15 protein-coding genes are annotated in these 20,092 nt (G+C 61.2%); 5 read left to right on the forward strand and 10 right to left on the reverse strand.

The genetic code is table 11. The annotated features are described in order from the left end of the window. Positions 1 to 40: 40 nt before the first annotated feature. The 8 genes from SP68_RS08425 to nifH all read right to left on the reverse strand — a co-directional run bounded on the left by SP68_RS08425 (position 41) and on the right by nifH (position 8,717). On the reverse strand, positions 41 to 511 hold the full coding sequence (locus SP68_RS08425; protein WP_008804129.1) for a NifB/NifX family molybdenum-iron cluster-binding protein: 471 nt from the start codon (positions 509 to 511) through the stop codon (positions 41 to 43). Next, positions 498 to 1,883, reverse strand: a complete 1,386-nt coding sequence (gene nifN / locus SP68_RS08430) for a nitrogenase iron-molybdenum cofactor biosynthesis protein NifN (protein ID WP_040968711.1) — start codon at positions 1,881 to 1,883, stop codon at positions 498 to 500. Before nifN ends, SP68_RS08425 begins: the two co-directional genes overlap by 14 nt. A 9-nt stretch (positions 1,884 to 1,892) precedes the next feature. Then, complete coding sequence (nifE, locus tag SP68_RS08435) at positions 1,893 to 3,266, reverse strand: nitrogenase iron-molybdenum cofactor biosynthesis protein NifE (protein WP_012967613.1); 1,374 nt, start codon at positions 3,264 to 3,266, stop codon at positions 1,893 to 1,895. A 555-nt stretch (positions 3,267 to 3,821) separates the two neighbouring features. Further along, positions 3,822 to 4,484, reverse strand: coding sequence for a NifB/NifX family molybdenum-iron cluster-binding protein (locus SP68_RS08440; protein ID WP_012967614.1), 663 nt, complete (start codon positions 4,482 to 4,484; stop codon positions 3,822 to 3,824). A gap of 10 nt (positions 4,485 to 4,494) precedes the next feature. Continuing rightward, entirely contained in the window at positions 4,495 to 4,713 is a 219-nt protein-coding gene (nifT, locus tag SP68_RS08445; RefSeq protein WP_004203557.1) for a putative nitrogen fixation protein NifT, read from the reverse strand. Positions 4,714 to 4,752: 39 nt separating this feature from the next. Continuing rightward, positions 4,753 to 6,315 carry a nitrogenase molybdenum-iron protein subunit beta gene (gene nifK, locus SP68_RS08450; RefSeq protein WP_008804133.1) on the reverse strand — a complete coding sequence of 521 codons (1,563 nt, stop codon included), beginning with the start codon at positions 6,313 to 6,315 and terminating at the stop codon, positions 4,753 to 4,755. A 55-nt stretch (positions 6,316 to 6,370) separates the two neighbouring features. Next, the gene (gene nifD, locus SP68_RS08455; protein ID WP_012541112.1) at positions 6,371 to 7,819 is read right to left on the reverse strand and encodes a nitrogenase molybdenum-iron protein alpha chain; all 1,449 of its coding nucleotides are present in this window, start codon (positions 7,817 to 7,819) and stop codon (positions 6,371 to 6,373) included. A gap of 16 nt (positions 7,820 to 7,835) precedes the next feature. Beyond that, complete coding sequence (gene nifH / locus SP68_RS08460) at positions 7,836 to 8,717, reverse strand: nitrogenase iron protein (protein ID WP_004203553.1); 882 nt, start codon at positions 8,715 to 8,717, stop codon at positions 7,836 to 7,838. A gap of 403 nt (positions 8,718 to 9,120) precedes the next feature. Here nifH and nifJ point away from each other — a divergent pair, with 403 nt between their 5' ends. Continuing rightward, entirely contained in the window at positions 9,121 to 12,636 is a 3,516-nt protein-coding gene (nifJ, locus tag SP68_RS08465) for a pyruvate:ferredoxin (flavodoxin) oxidoreductase (RefSeq protein WP_040968710.1), read from the forward strand. A gap of 16 nt (positions 12,637 to 12,652) precedes the next feature. On the opposite strand, the gene SP68_RS08470 is transcribed toward nifJ, so the two are convergent. After that, positions 12,653 to 12,961, reverse strand: coding sequence for an ArsR/SmtB family transcription factor (locus tag SP68_RS08470; protein WP_008804136.1), 309 nt, complete (start codon positions 12,959 to 12,961; stop codon positions 12,653 to 12,655). Between the two features lie 240 nt (positions 12,962 to 13,201). On the opposite strand from SP68_RS08470, the gene fusA reads away from it, so the two are divergent. After that, on the forward strand, positions 13,202 to 15,304 hold the full coding sequence (gene fusA, locus SP68_RS08475; RefSeq protein WP_008804137.1) for an elongation factor G: 2,103 nt from the start codon (positions 13,202 to 13,204) through the stop codon (positions 15,302 to 15,304). A 105-nt stretch (positions 15,305 to 15,409) separates the two neighbouring features. On the opposite strand, the gene sbcB is transcribed toward fusA, so the two are convergent. Beyond that, positions 15,410 to 16,834, reverse strand: a complete 1,425-nt coding sequence (sbcB, locus tag SP68_RS08480) for an exodeoxyribonuclease I (RefSeq protein WP_023297932.1) — start codon at positions 16,832 to 16,834, stop codon at positions 15,410 to 15,412. A gap of 180 nt (positions 16,835 to 17,014) precedes the next feature. On the opposite strand from sbcB, the gene dacD reads away from it, so the two are divergent. The 3 genes from dacD (at position 17,015) to SP68_RS08495 (ending at position 19,985) form a co-directional block, all read left to right on the forward strand. Further along, entirely contained in the window at positions 17,015 to 18,178 is a 1,164-nt protein-coding gene (gene dacD / locus SP68_RS08485; protein ID WP_016161444.1) for a serine-type D-Ala-D-Ala carboxypeptidase DacD, read from the forward strand. 176 nt (positions 18,179 to 18,354) lie between these two features. Next, entirely contained in the window at positions 18,355 to 18,828 is a 474-nt protein-coding gene (gene sbmC / locus SP68_RS08490; RefSeq protein ID WP_012967620.1) for a DNA gyrase inhibitor SbmC, read from the forward strand. A gap of 98 nt (positions 18,829 to 18,926) precedes the next feature. After that, the gene (locus SP68_RS08495) at positions 18,927 to 19,985 is read left to right on the forward strand and encodes an FUSC family protein (protein ID WP_040968709.1); all 1,059 of its coding nucleotides are present in this window, start codon (positions 18,927 to 18,929) and stop codon (positions 19,983 to 19,985) included. The last annotated feature ends 107 nt before the right edge of the window (positions 19,986 to 20,092 follow it).

Consider the following 20,092-nt stretch of genomic DNA (forward strand, 5'->3'; position numbering starts at 1 on the left):
GTTGTGGCGTTTTGTGGGCTTTGTCACATAAACGACAGGATCAGGGGAGCGGGTCGGGTTCCTCCCGCCACGCCGGCTCCTCCAGCAGGCGGTTAAAGCGCTGCGGATCGCGTTGCCGCGCGCTGCGGCGCTGCGCTTTTTCATACCAGGAGAGTTGGATCTCCTGCAGCAAGCCGAGGATGGTGGTCTGGTCTGGGACGCGTTCGGCGCGGACGCCCACCTGCAGCAGCTGGCGAAAAACCGCCTCGCCAATCGCCACGCAGAACAGGGTGACGCAATCCTCAAGGGCGTGGATGCGCTCGGCTATCTTCTCGGTCTGGTGACCGCTGGCGACCGGGAACTCCACCACCCGCAGCAGGGTGACCCGGTCGGCTTTGACGCCGTAGACCACCAGCCGCGGCGTGGCGCCGAAATGCTGATCGACGTGGCGGTAATCGGAGCTGGCGAAGGCGACTTTCATCGACCACTCGTCGGCGTGGACCATATCAAACTGACGATTAATGGGCGGCATAAGCGTCTCCTGAAGCCGGCAGGGGGTCGGCGCCCTGGCGAAGCGGCGAGTGGTAGAGGGCGGTGTGGTGATGGCGGTCGCGCAGCAGATTGGCCAGCTCAAACAGCGTATCTCGCATACCGGCGTACCCCTGGCGGACGCGACGAAACTCACCGAGCCGGTCGAAGAGGGGAAAACCGACGCGGATCAGCGGCAGGGCAAACTGCTCCGCCAGATCGCGGGCGTGAGAGTTAGCCACCAGCAGATCGGCGGGTTGGTGGCTCAGCAGCTGCTGCAGATCCTCAAGATCCCCCGGCACGACTTGCTCGACCGGCAGCTGGCGCAGGCTGGGGTGGCTGGTGGGGGCGACCAGCGGGCCGGGCTGCATCCCCTGGCTGCGGGCGAAATCACACCACGCCGCCAGCAGGTCGCCCTCCGCCGCCATCGCCATGCGCTGGCCCTGAAGCCACATATGGCAGTCGATCATCGCATCCTGCAGCTGGCCGCGCTGGCGCTCAATCCAGGCCGGTACGCGGCGTCCGGACATCTTCGCCAGCTGATGGATAAAGGTATCGCAATGGTCGAGGGTCATCAGATGCGGCAGGGCGATCACGTCGCCGCGGCTGCGTTGGGTCAGGAGCGATGCCGCCCGCTGGAGCGACACGCCAATGGCGAAGCTGCCCAGACTCTGGCCCATCTGGGCAATCTGGCGCAGCGAGGCGCCGCCCTGGGTCAGGGGCGTAAAATCCCCTTCACCGAGGTGGCCATCCATTGACTGCGAGAGGTCCGGCAGGATCACCGGCTGCAGGCCAAAGGCCTCCACGCAGCGGCCCAGCCATTCGATATCCCCTGGCGAACAGAGGTGGCTGACCAGCAGGTTGACCCGCCGGGGCCGCTGCCCCGGACGCGGCGTCGGCGCGACCCACTGCTCGATCACGCTCTCGATCACCGCGCTGTAGCCGTTTTCCATCGAGCCAAAAAAATCCGGGGTATTGACGGTGAGGATCGCCACGCCGTTATGGCGCGGATGCGCCTCACGAAACTGGCGCACCACCCGGGCGATATCGCTGCCCTGCGCTTCCGCCAGACCGGTGCTGAGCAGCACGATGGCCTGCGGGCTGTGGCGCTGGCAGAGGGTGTCGAGCGCGGTGAAGATATTGCCGTCGGCCCCCATGATCGTGGCGGTCGGATCCATAGCCGTCGACTGCAGCGGCACCGGGTCATGGAAATGCTGAATAAAGAAAACTTTGGCGAAGGCGCTGCAGCCCTGGGCGCCGTGGACCAGCGGGATGGCCTGGGCCAGCCCGAGGCTGGCGAGGATCGCCCCGAGCGGTTGCCCGGTTTTAATCGGGCTCACCGCCAGCGGTTTTTCACTGCGGATAATGTCCGCCATGGTGTTCTCCTAGCGCCACGGGGCGCGGGTATGCGTTTGCGGCCAGACGGGGCTGGCGAGGGTCAGACAGAGCTGGCGGGCGAGGGTGATGATGCCCTGATAGCCGGCGTAGGCGTGCTCGCGCTCCTGATTGATATCGAGAAACGGCAGCCGGGCTTTCCAGGCGGTGTACATATTGCGTCCGCCGGCGATCATCAGGTCGGCCTGATAGCGGTACACCACGTCGAGCAGGGTGCGGGCATTGCCCTCCTCAAGCATCACCGCCTCGTCGCCCATCAGCTCACGGATCCGCTGTTTGTCCTCCTCGGTGGATTTCCGCGTGCCGGTGGCCACCACGGTCATGCCGAGATCCTGCAGGGCTGATACCACCGACCAGGATTTCACGCCGCCGGTGTAGAGCAACACTTTGCGCCCACGGAGCTGCTCGCGCCACGGCGCCAGCGCCTGCTCCGCCGCCTGCTCTTCGCGGGCGATCAGCGCCTCGGTGCGGCGGCACAGGTCGTCATCCCCCAGCAGCGTCGCCAGCTGGCGCAAGGCGTCGGAGGTGGCGCGGATCCCGTAGAAGCTGCCTTCAAACCACGGCGTGCCGTAGCGCAGCTCCAGCCCCCGGGCGACGTTGATCAGCGCGCGCGAGCACACCAGCATATTGGCCTGCGCCCGGTGCAGGGTCTGGATCTCGGCAAAGCGGCCGTCGCCGGAGAGGCTGCCGAGGACGCGGATCCCCAGCTCGTCGAGCAGCGGCTGGACCTGCCAGAACTCGCCGGCGATATTGAATTCGCCAATCAGGCCGATATCGTGGCGCTGGGCCGGGGCAAAGGGCGTGTTGTCTGGCCACGGGGCCGGTTCGCGCTGGCCAATCACCTGCCTGAGCATCACGTCGCCCGCCATTCGGTTGCCAAGATTTTTACTGCCGTAGAAACCGGCGGCGTCAATGGCGATGACCGGGACGCCGGTGGCGGTCTGTGCGGCCTGGCAGACGGCCTCCAGGTCATCCCCCTCCATCGCCGGTACGCAGGTGTTGTAGATAAAGACCGCCGCCGGATGATAGCGGTCGACGATGTGACGGACGGCGTGGAACAGGCGGCGTTCGCCGCGGCCCATAATCACATCCTGTTCGTTAAGATCGGTGGTAAAGCCGAGCCGGTTGAGGGCCGGGCCGGCGCTGACGCTGCCGCGGTTATCCCACGAGCTGCCCGCGCAGCCGATGGGGCCGTGCACCAGGTGCGCGACGTCGGCGATGGGCAGGAGCGTTATCTGCGCGCCGTCGAAGGCGCAGCCGCCGGCGGTAGCGCCGGGCTTAGGAGCGCTGCAGCCGGATTTTTGCTTCTGGTTGTGCTCGCAGGCGGGTTCGTCCAGCAGCGCCAGAATTTCCTTTCCCTTCATAGTGACCTCGTTGACGGTGGGAGACCGGAGAGGTGATGCAATTCGCGCTCCAGGGAGATGGAGATTGATTTTTAAGGGAAAAGGGTTGTGGGTTTTGCGACAAAGGCAACAATCGGACAGGGGGAAAGCGTGGATTATCCCCTGTTGACGCGACAGTATTGCCGCATATTGGCGAATGACTCGCCGCGAGGGGGTTGGGGCGCGTAAAGAAAATTGGCGAGAACGCAGGCGCACATCAAGGGCTGGCCGCCAGGACGGCGGCCAGAGGGCGGTCGAGACAGGGATGTCGAGTCCGCCCGTCCCGCCAGATGAAGCCGGAGTGGAGCGTACCGCGCAGCGGCAATTTTCAGCGCAATGCCGGGGGTCATGGGGGGCGAGCGAAACGCCCCCCATGCCGTTCACCTGTTGAGAAGTTTATTTATGACTAAGGAGTGAATGTGAACGGAACCTTCTGTTAAACAGAATTTTTTTGCCTTCGTGCGGCAGTGGTTTGCGATAATCTGGCCAGAAAAAAAAGGCCCGCGGGGTCGGCGGGCAACAAGCAAAACGCAACGATTAAAAAACACGTTCCTCCAGAGGGTTATCCCGGTTGAGGCGCTTCGCCAGCCACGGCGGCAGCCGACCGGCCAGCATCGCGCTTACCGCGTCGCACTGCGCCTGAATCGTCGTGCCCGGCGGCGCTTTCATCGGATGGATCTGATGGCGGATCAACCTCGCGGCGGCAGGCCCGCCAATCTCCTGACAAAACAGCAGATGGCAATCCTCCAGCAGCCTGGCGCGCATCTCGCTGGCGTCCGACGCCGCAGAAGAAGACGCATAGCGGCGCAGATCCGCCAGCCAGCCGCCCTGGTCATCGAAGGCATAGATAAAAAACAGCCGGTTCTGGCCAAAATGACCATTGATGGCCAGGCCATCCTGCGAGCAAAAAGCGACCCGCAGCTGCGGCGTTCGCTGAGGGGGGCGGGCGATGCGCAAATGGCCGGGCAGCACCCCCTGCAGGCAGGCGATGACCCGCGCCCAGCGGGCCGGGGACATCACCGCCGTCGCCGAAGGAAAGCTGGCGGCCAGCTGAGGCTGCGTCAGGGTGGTTAACCGTGCCGGGGTCAACGTTTCGCCGCACTCCTGCGCCAGCCAGTCGACGACTTGCACCGGCTGCAGCTCCGGCAGCGTCTGGAACAGCGCCAGCAGACGCCAGAAAAGGGTATCGTTGTCGGACATTTCCAGCTCCTTATAGCAGCGTGCTGCGAGTGGCGCGCAGGCTTATCGGGAAGACGGGTCGCCCCGGCTGCGGATTGACGTAGTAGCGACGTCCCCCTTCGAGGGCAATCGCGCCGCCCCAGCGGTCCGTCTCGTCATGTTCGACCTGGAGCACCCGGGCCTCCAGATCCTGTTTGGCGATATAGGCATACAGCGCCTCGCCGCGCTCACGGAAAATCACGATGGGCATACTCCCTCCTGGCCCCGCCTGCGGCGGGGCGCCTGATGGTTAACGAACGAGGTCGAAGCTGTAATCGGTTTTGCCCAACTGGCTGGTGTCGTGGTCCAGTTTTTCCAGCACGGCGTTCACCAGCGTCGTGACGATGTTCATTGCGCCTTCATAGCCCCAGGTGGTCTGGCGGTGCAGATGATGGCGGTCGAACAGCGGAAAGCCCAGACGGATCAGCGGCACTTCGAAGGCTTTGCCCTTTGCCAGGGTATCGCGCTGGATAAACTTGCCGTAGGAGTTACCGATCATAAAGTCCGGCTGACGGGTGAACATCAGCGACCGGAAGTGCCACAGGTCGCAGTTGATGAACACTTCGCTTTCCTGACCGTACGGCGAGGCATCGAGCATTTTCTTCATCGCTTTTTGCCAGCGTTTATTGGCGTTATGACTGAGGATCACCGTCGGCTCGCAGCCCAGCTCCAGCAGGAAGCGCGTCAGCCCCATCACGAAATCCGGATCGCCGTAGAGGCCGAATTTTTTGCCATGCAGCCAGGTGTGGGAATCCAGCATCATGTCGACCAGCCGGCCGCGCTCCAGAGTCAGAGCGTCGGCGATCGGTTTGCCGGTCAGCTGACTGACGGTCATCAGCAGGGCGTCGGTGGCGGCCAGGCCCAGCGGAACGGCCACCTCGGTGGCGGGCTGGTTCCACATCTCCTGAACCACCTTTTTGCTTTTCACCAGCTGCCACGGCTGCAGCAGCAGGGTGTCAATGGCGTCCGGCGCGGTTTTGATCTCCTGCTGGCTGGTGCCGCCGGCGTACATCCGGTAATGGCCGTCGGCGGGGGTGTCGAGCACCTCTGATGGGTCGGAGAGCAGGCTGCACGGGACATCCATCTGCGCCATCATCCGCTTCAGCACGCGGAAGTTGCCGAGATAGGTCTCAAATCCGGTCACCAGATTGAGCTTTTGCTGTTTGCCCGGCTGCCCGGCGTAGTCAGCGGTAAAGGTCTTCGCAAACCCTTCGAACATATTGTCCCAGCCGGTGACATGGCTGCCGATAAAGCTGGGGGTATGGGCGTAAGGAATGGCGATGCTGTCGTCAACAAATCCCTCTTTTTTGGCGTTGGCGATAAACGCCTGCAGATCGTCGCCGATCACCTCGGCCATACAGGTGGTGGAGACGGCGATAATCTCGGGTTTATACAGCGCGCTGGCATTCTGCAGGCCCAGATTCATGTTGTTGTTGCCGCCGAACACCGCCGCGTCCTCGGTCATGGAGTCGGAGACGCAGGCGACCGGCTCTTTAAAATGGCGGTTAAAGTAGGTGCGAAAATAGGCGACGCAGCCCTGGGAGCCGTGCACGTAGGGCAGGGTGCCGGCGAACCCCAGCGCGCAGAGTACGGCGCCGAGCGGCTGGCAGGCTTTGGCCGGGTCGACGGTCAGCGCCTCGCGCTGGAAGTTCAGCGCTTCATACTCGGCGGTGGTGGTCCAGGCAAAAACCTCCTGCACACGCTGCGCGTCGTGCGCCTCTTCAAGGGTCTTTTTATTCTGGAACAGGGTCTGGTATTCATCCTGTTCAAACAGCGGATAACAGCTGTGAATTTTATCGATCGTTTGGCTCATGGTGTTCTCCTCCCGCGCCACAAATCGGTGGACTGACGGGACAGTGAAGGGGCAATCACGCAGACTTCAGCCACGGGGCAGTCAGTTCGTTCCACGCCGGATTGTTCAGGGTCATATCCATATCGCGGGCAAAGATGGCGAAGCCGTCATAGCCGTGATAGGGGCCGGAATAGTCCCAGGAGTGCATCTGGCGGAACGGCACCCCCATTTTCTGGAAGATATATTTCTCTTTGATCCCGGAGCCGATGAGGTCAGGTTTCAGCGCTTTGACGAAGGCCTCCAGCTCATAGCTGCTGGCATCGTCAAACAGCAGGGTGCCCTCTTTCAGGTCCGGCAGGGTGCGGTCGTAATCATCGTTATGGGCAAACTCGTAGCCGGCGGCGATGATCTCCATCCCGAGATCCTCATAGGCGCCGATGACGTGGCGCGGCCGCAGCCCCCCCATGTACAGCAGCACTTTGCGCCCCTCCAGCCGCGGGCGATATTTGGCGATGATGGCCGCCATCTGCCCCTCATATTTGGCGATCACCGCTTCCGCATTGGCGCGAATGGTGTCATCAAATTGATCGGCGATCTTGCGCAGCGATTCGGCGATTTTGGTCGGGCCGAAGAAGTTATATTCCATCCACGGGATCTGATGTTTCTCCTCCATATGGCGGGCGATATAGTTCATCGAACGGTAGCAGTGGACGAGGTTAAGCTTAACGAATGGGGTGTTCTCCATCTCCACCAGGGTGCCGTCGCCGGACCACTGCGCCACTACGCGCAGCCCCATCTCTTCCAGCAGAATGCGCGAGGCCCAGGCGTCGCCGCCGATGTTGTAATCGCCAATGATGGCAACATCATACGGGGTGCTGGCAAACGGCTGCCCTTCGCGATTGTTCAGCACCCAGTCGCGCACCACGTCGTTGGCGATATGGTGGCCCAGCGATTGCGATACGCCGCGAAAGCCTTCGCAGCGCACCGGGATCACCGGTTTATCCAGCGCCTTGCTGCTGGCGTTGGCCACGGCGCTGATGTCATCGCCGATCAGGCCCACCGGGCACTCCGACTGGATGGTGATCCCTTTGGTCAGCGGGAACAGCAGCTCCATCTCTTCGATCAGTTTGGTCAGCTTTTTATCGCCGCCGAAAACAATATCGCGCTCCTGAAAATCAGAGGTGAAGTTCAGGGTGCCGAAGCTGTCGACACCGCTGACGCCGGTATAGTAGTTGCGCCGTCCGGCGCGCGAATACTGGCCGCAGCCGATGGGGCCGTGCGAGATATGGGCCATGTCTTTGATTGGCCCAAACACCACCCCTTTCGAGCCCGCATAGGCGCAGCCGCGCACGGTCATCACCCCGGGCTGCGATTTACGGTTCGAGATAATGCACTTGCCGACGCTCTCCATCTGCGGATCGCTGATCATCATGTGCTTTCTGCGCTCTTTGCGCGCGGTTTCGGGAAACACCTCCAGGACTTCCTGGATGAGCGCAAGGTTACGTTCGCCTGTTGCGTTGGTCATGGTGAGGATCCTGTGCTCAGGCCGCGTTTTCTTCAGCGGCGGTTTTACCAATGATGCTGGTGTCTTCTTCTTCCATGATGCCGAACTCCATCAGCAGCGATTCCAGCTCGTCCATGGTGCACGGCGTCGGCACCACTTTTTTGGTGTTATTGACGATCTTCTGCGCCAGTTGACGATATTCGTTGGCCTGCTGACAGGTCGGGTCGTACTCGATCACCGTCATCCGGCGGATCTCCGCGCGCTGCACAATGTTGTCGCGGGGAACGAAGTGGATCATCTGCGTGCCAAGCTTCTCCGCCAGGGCGATGATCAGTTCGTCTTCCCGGTCGGTTTTGCGCGAGTTACAGATCAGGCCGCCGAGGCGCACCTTGCCGGATTTGGCGTACTTCACGATCCCTTTGGAGATATTGTTGGCGGCATACATCGCCATCATCTCGCCGGAGCAGACGATGTAGATCTCCTGGGCTTTGTTTTCGCGGATCGGCATGGCGAAGCCGCCGCAGACCACGTCGCCGAGGACGTCATAGAAGACGAAATCCAAATCTTCTTCATAGGCGCCTTCTTCCTCGAGGAAGTTGATGGCGGTGATCACCCCGCGTCCGGCGCAGCCGACGCCTGGCTCCGGGCCGCCGGATTCGGCGCAACGGACATCGCCATAGCCGATTTGCAGAACGTCTTCGAGCTCCAGATCCTCGACCGAGCCCACTTCCGCCGCCATCTCCATGATGGTGTTCTGGGCTTTAGCGTGGAGGATCAGACGGGTGGAATCCGCTTTCGGATCGCAGCCGACGATCATCACTTTCTTACCCATCTCGGCGAGGGCCGCGACGAGATTCTGGGTGGTGGTGGATTTACCGATACCGCCTTTACCGTAGATAGCGCATTGACGCATGGTCATGGTGACTTCTCCTGTTGTTGAGTGTTTGCCAGCAGAGAAGTGCAGGGAACGTACCAGCTGCGAATTTTTGCTCAGTTCTTTGATAAATAAGTGTTTTTTGTAAAACAGCCGCGCCGGGAGGCTGAGCAAACGGCACAATAACGCTACCAAATGTGCGAAACAGAACAATTTCCCCCCACGGGCCCGGCGCGGCGCTTTGTCACCTGTTCAACAGCTTGTCGCGCACAGTGTCTTATTCCCCGCAATCCCGCCGGACGGGCCTGCGCGTTTCTTCCTTTAACCTGTTGAATTGATGAGTGACAGGCGGCAATTCGCGAGCTGGCACAGGCTGTGCTTGGAGAGGTGACAGGGTTTGCCGCGGGCTGCCGCGGTAAAGAGAACGCTCACCTTTGAGGATTGAACGATGTCCGGAAACATGAAAACAATGGATGGCAACACGGCGGCGGCCTGGATCTCCTACGCCTTTACCGACGTGGCGGCCATCTACCCCATCACCCCCTCCACGCCGATGGCTGAAAATGTCGATGAATGGGCCGCTAAGGGGAAAAAGAATCTGTTTGGCCAGCCGGTGCGCCTGATGGAAATGCAATCCGAAGCCGGTGCCGCAGGGGCGGTGCACGGCGCGCTGCAGGCGGGAGCGCTCACCACCACCTACACCGCGTCGCAGGGGCTGCTGCTGATGATCCCCAATTTGTACAAAATTGCCGGTGAACTGCTGCCGGGTGTTTTTCACGTCAGCGCGCGGGCGCTGGCGACCAATTCGCTGAATATTTTTGGCGACCACCAGGACGTGATGGCGGTACGGCAGACCGGCTGCGCCATGCTGGTGGAGAATAACGTTCAGCAGGTGATGGACCTGTCGGCGGTGGCGCACCTGGCGGCGATCGCCGGGCGGATCCCGTTTATCAACTTTTTCGACGGCTTTCGCACCTCGCACGAAATACAGAAGATTGAGGTGCTGGCGTATGAGCAACTGGCGACGCTGCTGGACCGGCCGGCGCTGGAGCGCTTTCGTCGGCAGGCGCTGCACCCGGATCATCCGGTGATCCGCGGCACCGCGCAAAATCCGGATATCTACTTCCAGGAGCGGGAGGCCGGTAACCGCTTCTACCTCGCGCTGCCCGATCTGGTGGAAAGCTATATGGCGAAGATCACCGCGCTGACCGGGCGGGAATATCACCTGTTTAATTACCACGGCGCGCCGGATGCCGAGCGGGTGATTATCGCCATGGGCTCAGTGTGCGACACCGTCCAGGAGGTGGTGGAGACGCTGAATGCGGCGGGGGAGAAGGTGGGGCTGCTCAGCGTCCATCTCTATCGGCCGTTCTCGCTGGCGCACTTTTTCGCGCAACTGCCCGGCAGCGTGCAGCGTATTGCCGTCCTTGACCGTACCAAAGAGCCGGGGGCGCAGGCGGAACCGCTGTGCCTCGACGTCAAGAACGCCTTCTATCAACGCGACGATGCGCCGCTGATCGTCGGCGGCCGCTACGCGCTCGGCGGTAAGGACGTGCTGCCCAACGATATCGCCGCGGTGTTTGACAACCTCAGGCAGCCGCTGCCGAAGGACGGTTTTACCCTGGGTATTGTCGATGATGTCACTTTTACCTCGCTGCCCGCCCGGCAGGAACCGCTGGCGGTCTCCCATGCCGGGATCACCGCCTGTAAATTCTGGGGCATGGGCTCGGACGGCACCGTCGGGGCAAACAAAAGCGCCATCAAGATCATCGGCGATAACACGCCACTCTACGCCCAGGCCTACTTTTCCTACGACTCGAAAAAGTCCGGAGGGATCACCGTTTCGCACCTGCGCTTTGGCGACAGGCCGATCACCTCGCCCTACCTGATCCACCGGGCCGATTTTATCGCCTGCTCTCAGCAATCCTATGTCGACCGCTATGACCTGCTGGAGGGGCTGAAGCCGGGAGGCACCTTTCTGCTCAACTGCAGCTGGTCCGAGGCAGAGCTGGAGCAGCACCTGCCGGTCAGCGTCCGACGCTATCTGGCGCAGGAAAAGATCGACTTTTATACCCTTAATGCGGTGGACATTGCCCGCGAGCTGGGCCTCGGTGGGCGCTTTAACATGCTGATGCAAGCGGCGTTCTTTAAGCTGACGGCGATTATCGATCCGCAAACGGCGGCAGACTATCTCAAGCAGGCGGTGGAGAAAAGCTATGGCAGCAAAGGGGCGAGCGTCATTGAGATGAACCAGCGGGCTATCGAGCTGGGGATGGCGGCGCTGCACCGGGTGACGGTACCCGCCCACTGGGCGACCCTCGAGGCGCCGGCACCGCAGGCGAGCGCCCTGATGCCGGACTTCATCCGCGATATCCTGCAGCCCATGAACCGCCAGCGTGGCGACCTGTTGCCGGTGAGCGCCTTCGCCGGGATGGAAGACGGCACCTTTCCCTCCGGCACCGCCGCCTGGGAGAAGCGCGGCATCGCGCTGGAGGTGCCGGTCTGGCAGCCTGACGGCTGTACCCAGTGTAACCAGTGCGCCTTTGTCTGCCCGCATGCGGCGATCCGCCCGGCGTTACTGAGCGCTGAAGAGCAGGACACGGCTCCCGCCGGGCTGCTGAGTAAACCCGCCCAGGGGGCCAAAGACTATCACTATCATCTGGCCATCTCGCCGCTGGACTGCTCCGGCTGCGGCAACTGCGTGGAGAGCTGCCCGTCGCGCGGCAAGGCGCTGCAGATGGTCTCCCTCGACAGCCAGCGTGCGATGGCTCCGGTCTGGGATTACGCCCTGGGACTGGCGCCAAAAGATAACCCGTTTCGCAAAACGACGGTCAAAGGCAGCCAGTTCGAAACGCCGCTGCTGGAGTTTTCCGGCGCCTGCGCGGGTTGCGGAGAAACGCCCTATGCCCGGCTTATCACCCAGCTGTTTGGCGACCGGATGCTGATCGCCAACGCCACCGGCTGCTCTTCGATCTGGGGCGCCAGCGCGCCTTCGATGCCCTATACCACCAACCATCGCGGACACGGACCGGCGTGGGCAAACTCGCTGTTTGAGGATAACGCCGAGTTCGGTCTCGGCATGATGCTTGGCGGCCAGGCGATCCGCCAACAGATCGCCGAGGAGATGACCGCCGCGCTGGCGCTGCCGGTCAGCGACGCGCTTCACGCCGCGATGCGGCAGTGGCTGGCGCAGCAGGATGAGGGGGAGGGGACCCGTGAGCGCGCGGACCGCCTCAGTGCGTTGCTGGCGGAGGAAAAAGAGGGCGTCCCGCTGCTGGAGCAGCTCTGGCAGAACCGCGACTATTTCGTCCGGCGTTCGCAGTGGATCTTCGGCGGCGACGGCTGGGCCTACGATATCGGCTTCGGCGGCCTCGATCATGTGCTGGCCAGTGGGGAAGACGTCAATATTCTGGTGTTTGATACCGAGGTCTACTCCAACACCGGCGGCCAGTCGTCCAAATCGACCCCGGTGGCGGCGATCGCCAAATTTGCCGCTCAGGGAAAACGCACGCGCAAAAAAGATCTCGGCATGATGGCGATGAGCTACGGCAATGTTTACGTCGCCCAGATCGCCATGGGCGCCGATAAAGATCAGACCCTGCGGGCCATCGCTGAGGCCGAGGCCTGGCCGGGACCGTCGCTGGTGATCGCCTATGCCGCCTGTATCAACCACGGCCTGAAAGCCGGGATGCGCTGCAGTCAGCGCGAGGCGAAGCGGGCGGTGGAGGCGGGATACTGGCACCTGTGGCGCTATCATCCGCAGCGGGAAGCCGAAGGCAAAACGCCGTTTATATTGGACTCCGAAGAGCCGGAAGAGAGTTTCCGCGACTTTTTGCTCGGCGAGGTGCGCTACGCCGCGCTGCATAAAACCACGCCGGATCTGGCGGACGCGCTGTTCCGGAAAACGGAGGACGATGCCCGGGCCCGTTTCAGGCAGTATCAGCGGCTGGCGGGAGAGGAGTAGGCTGTCGGTTAGCGATTCACGGCTGCTGCATGACGTTCAGCAGCGTATCCAGCAGGCCGGGAAAACGGGCGTCCAGATCTTCCCGGCGCAGCGAAATCATGTTCTCCCGTCCCTGAGGCCGTTGCCAGATCACACCGCTGTCGCGCAGGACGCGCCAGTGGTGGGTCATGGTGGACTTGGCCACCTCTTCCTGGCGCAGAGCGTTGCAGCTCAGCTCGCTGCCGTCGGCCAGCGTGCGGATGATCTCCAGTCGCAGTGGGTTACCGAGCGCGGAAAGGACATTTTCCAGGCGAATTTGTTCTCGTTCGGGGTGATTGGCGATCATAATAATCCTGTGTCGGCGGTGGCGCGGCGCATGGCAGCCGCAGCCCATATCGGCGGCTGGCGGCTACTATACCCAAACTCCGGTTCTGATGCCACGCGCGCCGCCGCAACCTGACCAATCGTAATAATAGCAAAAATAGTTCGAATATACTCGTACAGTTGTACTATGATAGGCGGCAGTTAAATGAACTGCGGATCATTCCGACCGCAGACTGACAGTCAAAACGACTAAGGACGCATCATGCCCCGACCCATCCCCCTCGAACGTTATCGCAACATCGGTATCTCCGCGCATATCGATGCCGGTAAAACCACCACCACCGAGCGCATCCTGTTTTATACCGGGATGAGCCATAAGCTGGGTGAAGTACACGATGGCGCGGCAACCACCGACTGGATGGCCCAGGAGCAGGAGCGCGGGATCACCATTACCTCGGCGGCGGTAAGCTGCTTCTGGCCGGGTATGGACCGCAGCTTCGAGCCGCACCGGATCAATATCATCGACACCCCGGGGCACGTGGATTTCACCATTGAGGTGGAACGTTCCATGCGCGTGCTCGACGGCGCGGTGATGGTGTATGACTCCGTCGGTGGGGTGCAGCCCCAGTCGGAGACCGTCTGGCGCCAGGCGAATAAATACCACGTTCCGCGGCTGGCCTTCGTCAACAAGATGGACCGCCCCGGCGCGGACTTCTTCCGCGTGGTGCAGATGATGATCGACCGTCTGAAGGCTAACCCGGTGCCGATTGTGATCCCCATTGGCGCCGAAGAGCATTTCACCGGCGTTGTCGATCTGGTGAAAATGCGCGCCATCCTGTGGGATGACGCCACCCAGGGCATGACCTTCAGCTATGGGCCTGTCCCTGACGATCTGCTGGCGACGGCGCAGCAGTGGCGGGAGAAAATGGTCTCGGCGGCGGCGGAAGCCAGCGATGAGCTGATGGATAAATACCTGGAAACCGGCGAGCTGGACGAGGCGGAGATCGTTGCCGGTCTGCGCCAGCGCACGGTGAAGGGGGAAATCCAGGCGGTGCTCTGCGGGAGCGCCTTTAAAAACAAAGGCGTGCAGCGCATGCTCGATGCGGTGGTGGAGCTGATGCCGTCGCCGCTGGATATTCCGGCGATACAAGGCGTTGATGAGAAAGGCCAGCCGGCGGAACGCCATCCGAGCGACGATGAGCCGCTGTCGGCGCTGGCGTTTAAACTGATGACCGACCCCTACGTCGGCCAGCTGACCTTTATCCGCGTCTACTCCGGGACGCTGAAGAAAGGCGATGCGGTGTGGAACCCGGTGAAGGGCAAGAAAGAGCGCATCGGGCGTATCGTGCTGATGCAGGCCAACGACCGCCATGAAGTTGACGAACTGCACGCCGGGGATATCGCGGCCTGCGTCGGTCTGAAGGATGTGACCACCGGTGATACGCTGTGCGATCCGGATGCGATCATTACCCTCGAACGGATGGAGTTTCCGGAGCCGGTGATTTCGCTGGCCATCGAGCCGAAGACCAAAGCGGATCAGGAGAAAATGGGCATCGCGCTGCAGCGGCTGGCGGCGGAAGATCCGTCGTTCCGTCTACATACCGATGAAGAGTCTGGCCAGACGATTATCTCCGGCATGGGCGAGCTGCATCTGGAGATCATTGTCGACCGGATGAAGCGCGAGTTTGGCGTCGAGGCCAACATTGGTCGTCCGCAGGTCACCTACCGCGAAACCCTGCGCAAGAAAGTGACGGACGTGGAAGGCAAATTTGTGCGCCAGTCCGGCGGCAAAGGGCAGTACGGGCACGTCGTGCTGACCCTGGAGCCGCTGGAGCCGGGCAGCGGTTTCGTCTTCGAGGACGCCACCAAAGGCGGCGTGGTGCCACGCGAGTACATCCCTTCCGTGGAGAAAGGGCTGCGCGAAGCGATGGGCACCGGCGTGCTGGCGGGTTATCCGGTGGTTGACGTGAAAGCGACCCTGACCTTCGGGTCGTACCACGACGTGGACTCCTCGGAGATGGCGTTCCGCATGGCGGCGATCTTTGGCTTCCGGGAAGGCGCGCGCAAAGCGGATCCGGTGATCCTTGAGCCGGTGATGCACGTCGAGGTGGAGACGCCGGAAGAGTACGCCGGGAATATTATGGGCGATCTCTCTTCCCGTCGCGGGATGGTGCAGGGGATGGAAGAGCGCTTCGGCAGCCAGATCATCCGCGCCGACGTGCCGCTGGCGGAGATGTTTGGTTATTCCACCACGCTGCGCTCGATGTCTCAGGGACGGGCAACCTACAGCATGGAGTTCCACCATTACGCGGAAGCGCCGCGTAATGTGGCGGATGAAATCATCGCCAGCCGCGCGAAAAGCTAAGCAACGTTCCCGGGGGCGACGCGAGGCGTCTTACCCGGGCTACGAGTCCAGCCATCGTTTGTAGCCCGGGTAAGGCGTTAGCCGCAACCCGGGAATGTCAGCCAATCAGACAATATCCTGTGCGTATTGCCACAGCGCCTTCAGCTGCGCCAGCTTCTCTTTATCATCCGCATACTGTTGATACAGCATCTGCAGCTCATCGGCATAGGCCTGCAAAAACTCTGGCGTAAACACCTGACGACGGTGCTCTAACCAGCGCTGCTGCTCATGTTCATCGAGCGTGCCGGGGAAGTTGCGCGCCCGATAGTTAAACAGCAGGCGTTCGATACGCTTATCGGCGAAGGTAATATCCAGCGCCGGCAGATTGCGCGGTTCGGTTTCCAGCACGATTTTCATCGCCGCGCGGTCGGCATCGCTAAAGAACCCATTGTAAAGCTGGGCGTCGACGTTTTCGGACGGCACGAACGGCTCGGCTTCGGCATAGACCGCCACCACTTTCTCGCGCACCTGCGGATTCGCCCGCAGCAGCTGGGCATTCTCCAGACAGCGCTGAATGGAGATCCCCAGCCGGTCGGCATCCAGCGGGCGCAGGGTATTGGCCTGAGCCAGCACCGGACATTTATTGAGATGCACCAGCTTGATCGGCGCCGCCGGCAGATCGCCAAGCTCGGCGCGCGGGGTGTAAAGCCGCTCGCGCAAGGCATCGGCATCGAGCTCCAGCAGCGGCGCCATATCGCCCGCCAGATCGACCATAATCACCGCATTGCGGTTTTCCGGATGCCAGGCCAGGGGCGCCACCAGGCTGGTGTTGCCGCGCGCGGCGCCAAACATGCCGGAGACATGCACCAGCGGTTTCATCTGCGGCACGTCGATGAGCGTCGCCAGCTTGCGCTTATTGCGGTGGCTGTAGAGATAATCAAACAGCCGCGGCTGCCGGGTTTTCACCAGCTTCGCCATGGCGATGGTGGCGTACACATCGGCCATCGCGTCATGGGCGTTCTGGTGTTCAATACCGTTGGCGACGGTCAGATGTTCAAGCCGGAAGCTGGGCAAACCCTCGTCATTCTCCGGCCAGGTGATCCCTTCCGGACGCAGGGCATAGCAGGCGCGCATCACGTCGAGCAGATCCCAGCGCGAGTTATCGTGCTGCCAGCTCCAGGCATAAGGGTCATAGAAGTTGCGATAGAAGATATTCCGCGTCACTTCGTCATCAAAGCGCACGTTGTTATAGCCGACGATGCAGGTTTGCGGCACCGTGAACAGATCGTGGATGCGGCGGGCAAACGCGGCCTCATTATCCCCTTTGGCCAGCGCTTCCTGCGGGGTGATCCCGGTGATCATCACCGCCTGCGGCTGCGGCAGATAATCGTCAGCGGGCTTGCAGTAAAACACCTCGGGCTCGCCGATCACGTTCAGCTCCGCGTCGGTGCGGATGGCGGCGAACTGCGCCGGCCGGTCGAGGGAAGGGCTGGTGCCGAAGGTTTCATAATCGTGGAATAAAAATCCGGGCTGGTTGACGCTATCTTGCATAGTCTGTTCATTATCCGTGGTGGCGTGCGACCGGTATGGTAAACGATTTGCCCGGTCATCAGAAGGGTAACGGCAAGCAACTTCCTCTGCTGTGTCATATTTTCTTGCAATTAAACCCTGATATGAAACGCGAAGTTCCGTAAAAAGGACGGCGGATCTGTAAATCTAGAGGATATGCCGTTGAAAGGCCGTTTGTTTATTGCTGTATCTTTGCTCGCTTCGAGCGTTTCCTGCGCATTTGCCGTCGACTTCCCTGCTACGGTCGCGCCACCGGCTATTCAGGCTGGCTCCTGGGTGCTGATGGATTACACCACCGGTCAGGTCCTGACCGCGGGTAACGAACATCAGCAGCGCAATCCTGCCAGTCTGACCAAACTGATGACCGGCTACGTGGTCGACCGCGCCATCGACAGCCATCGTATCACCTTTGACGACATCGTCACCGTGGGTAAAGACGCCTGGGCGAAGGGCAACCCGGTGTTCGACGGGTCATCCCTGATGTTCTTAAAACCAGGGGATCGGGTCAGCGTCCGCGACCTCAGCCGTGGGCTGATTGTCGACTCCGGTAACGACGCCTGCGTCGCGCTGGCCGACTATGTCGCCGGCGGCCAGCCGCAGTTTGTCGCCCTGATGAATCAGTATGTCGAAAAATTGCACCTGCGGGATACCCATTTCGAAACCGTCCACGGCCTCGACGCCCCGGGCCAGCACAGTTCTGCCTATGACCTCGCGGTGCTGTCGCGGGCGATTATTCATGGCGAACCTGACGTCTACCACATGTACAGCCAGAAAAGCCTGACGTGGAACGGGATCACCCAGCAAAACCGTAACGGTCTGCTGTGGGATAAAACCATGAACGTCGATGGCCTGAAAACGGGCCACACCTCGGGCGCCGGGTTCAACCTGATCGCCTCGGCGGTGGATGGCCAGCGCCGGCTGATCGCCGTGGTGATGGGGGCGGACAGTCCGAAAGGCCGCGAGCAGCAGGCCGCTAAACTGCTGCACTGGGGGCAGCAGAACTTTGACACCGTGCAGGTGCTGCAGAAAGGCCAGAAGGTCGGCACCGAACGCATCTGGTACGGCGATAAAGAGCAGATTAAGCTCGGCACCGATCAGGATTTCTGGTTAGCGCTGCCGAAGGCGGAAGTGTCGCGGATTAAAGCGAAATATGTGCTGGATAAGAAGGATCTGGAGGCGCCGATCGCCGCCAACCAGCGGGTCGGCGAGATTTCGCTGTATGACGGCGACAAGGTGGTGGGGCACTATCCGCTGGTCACCCTCGAAAGCATCAATAAAGGCGGGGTGTTCTCGCGAATGAGCGATTACCTGCACCACGAGCTGTAACCATGATAACCGCCTCTTTGCAGGCGGTTTTTTTTCGTCTGTCGCTCCTGCTGGCGGGGCGCCTGTTTTTTCAGCAGTGTGATGGCGACTCTGTGAATTCGCGCACATACTGAGGGGGGATCTCCTGTTAAATTAACTGTATATTCATACAGTCATTTATCTCCAAAGGAGGCAAGATGAACTACAGCATCACCACCCTCGGCAAGAAAACCATTGCCGGTTTCCATCTGGTCGGGCCCTGGGATCAAACGGTCAAGCAGGGGTTTGAGCAACTGATGATGTGGGTTGAGAACCATCAGGTGCCCGCCCGTGAATGGCTTGCCGTCTACTACGATAACCCGGAGGAAGTGCCGGCGGAAAAACTGCGCTGCGCCACCGTGGTCGCCGTTGACGAGGATTACGTCATTCCCGCCAACAGCGAAGGGGTGATACTGGCGGCGGTTGCCGGCGGGGATTACGCCTGCGCCCGCGCGCGGGTGGTGGATTACGATTTTGCCACCCCGTGGATGCAGTTTTTCGACAGCCTGCTGCAGAGCACAACGTATCGCGTGGCCCCCAGGCCCTGTTTTGAGATCTATCTCAACGACGGCAACCACGACGGCTACTGGGATATCGACATGTATGTCCCCGTTGAGCGCGTCGCGTCGTAGCGGTTTACCCCTGTTCCGGACAAGGATTTTTACATTCCCGGCACGCTCCGGGCGAAAAAGCAGTTACAATTGGCCTTTTCGTTTTGCCGGAGAGGGTTGTGCGCGCTGATAAATCACTCACGCCATTTGAGATCCGCTTGTATCGCCATTATCGGGTGGTGCATGGCGTGCGGATTGCGCTGGCCTTTGTGCTCACTTTTTTGCTGGTGCGGCTGCTGAACGTGCCTGAGGGGACCTGGCCTCTCATCACCCTGGTGGTGGTGATGGGTCCGATCTCCTTCTGGGGCAACGTCGTGCCGCGGGCGTTTCAGCGCATCGGCGGCACGATCCTCGGCTCGGCGCTGGGGCTGGTGGCGCTGAAGCTTGAGCTCATCTCCCTGCCGCTGATGGTCCTCTGGTGCGCGGCGGCAATGTTCCTCTGCGGCTGGCTGGCGCTGGGCAAGAAACCCTATCAGGCCCTGCTGATCGGCATTACCCTGTCGGTGGTGGTCGGGGCGCCGCCCGGCGATATGCATACCGCGCTGTGGCGAAGCGGCGACGTGATCTTCGGCTCGCTGCTGGCGATGCTGTTTACCGGTATCTGGCCGCAGCGGGCGTTCATCCACTGGCGCATCCAGATGGCCAGCTATGTCACCAACTTTAACCGCCTCTACCAGGCCGGCTTCTCGCCAAATCTGGTGGATCGGCCGCGGCTGGAAAAGCATCTCCAACAGGCGCTGAACGACGTCGTCAAAATGCGCGGGCTGATCACCCCCGCCAGCAAAGAGACGCACATCCAGAAGGCGATCTTCGAGGCTATCCAGACCGTCAGCCGCAACCTCGTCTGCATGCTGGAGCTGCAGATCAACGCCTGGTGGGCCACCCGTCCGGGTCATTTTGTGATGCTCAATGCGCACACCCTGCGGGAGACGCAGCAGATGACCCAGCAGACCCTGTTGGCCATCGCCCACGCCTTGTATGAAGGGAACCCTCAGCCTGTGCGCGCCAACAATGAAAAGCTGAATGAGATCGTCCTCGAACTGCGCCAGCTGATGAAAGAGCAGGGTGACGACAGCCTGGCGGAAACCCCAATTCATGGCTATGTTTGGCTCTCGATTGAACTGGCGCGTCAGCTGGAGCTGCTGTCGCATCTGATCTGCCGCGCGTTGCGCAAATAAGCACCAGATGCACCGGGTAACTGCATGGGTTGTTTCGATTCAGCAGCGTTTAGGGTTATGATAAACGCAAAGGAAAAAACATTGTCATCAGCGACTGCTAGCAGTTA

Origin of the sequence: Klebsiella variicola (assembly GCF_000828055.2) — a bacterium.
Classification (GTDB): Bacteria; Pseudomonadota; Gammaproteobacteria; order Enterobacterales; family Enterobacteriaceae; genus Klebsiella; species Klebsiella variicola.

What these genes read in the sequence shown, in the direction of transcription:
- SP68_RS08425 (WP_008804129.1), bottom strand. Translation starts at nt 511, where the DNA reads ATGCCGCCCATTAATCGTCAGTTTGATATGGTCCACGCCGACGAGTGG.
- nifN (WP_040968711.1), bottom strand. Translation starts at nt 1,883, where the DNA reads ATGGCGGACATTATCCGCAGTGAAAAACCGCTGGCGGTGAGCCCGATT.
- nifE (WP_012967613.1), bottom strand. Translation starts at nt 3,266, where the DNA reads ATGAAGGGAAAGGAAATTCTGGCGCTGCTGGACGAACCCGCCTGCGAG.
- SP68_RS08440 (WP_012967614.1), bottom strand. Translation starts at nt 4,484, where the DNA reads ATGTCCGACAACGATACCCTTTTCTGGCGTCTGCTGGCGCTGTTCCAG.
- nifT (WP_004203557.1), bottom strand. Translation starts at nt 4,713, where the DNA reads ATGCCCATCGTGATTTTCCGTGAGCGCGGCGAGGCGCTGTATGCCTAT.
- nifK (WP_008804133.1), bottom strand. Translation starts at nt 6,315, where the DNA reads ATGAGCCAAACGATCGATAAAATTCACAGCTGTTATCCGCTGTTTGAA.
- nifD (WP_012541112.1), bottom strand. Translation starts at nt 7,819, where the DNA reads ATGACCAACGCAACAGGCGAACGTAACCTTGCGCTCATCCAGGAAGTC.
- nifH (WP_004203553.1), bottom strand. Translation starts at nt 8,717, where the DNA reads ATGACCATGCGTCAATGCGCTATCTACGGTAAAGGCGGTATCGGTAAA.
- nifJ (WP_040968710.1), top strand. Translation starts at nt 9,121, where the DNA reads ATGTCCGGAAACATGAAAACAATGGATGGCAACACGGCGGCGGCCTGG.
- SP68_RS08470 (WP_008804136.1), bottom strand. Translation starts at nt 12,961, where the DNA reads ATGATCGCCAATCACCCCGAACGAGAACAAATTCGCCTGGAAAATGTC.
- fusA (WP_008804137.1), top strand. Translation starts at nt 13,202, where the DNA reads ATGCCCCGACCCATCCCCCTCGAACGTTATCGCAACATCGGTATCTCC.
- sbcB (WP_023297932.1), bottom strand. Translation starts at nt 16,834, where the DNA reads ATGCAAGATAGCGTCAACCAGCCCGGATTTTTATTCCACGATTATGAA.
- sbmC (WP_012967620.1), top strand. Translation starts at nt 18,355, where the DNA reads ATGAACTACAGCATCACCACCCTCGGCAAGAAAACCATTGCCGGTTTC.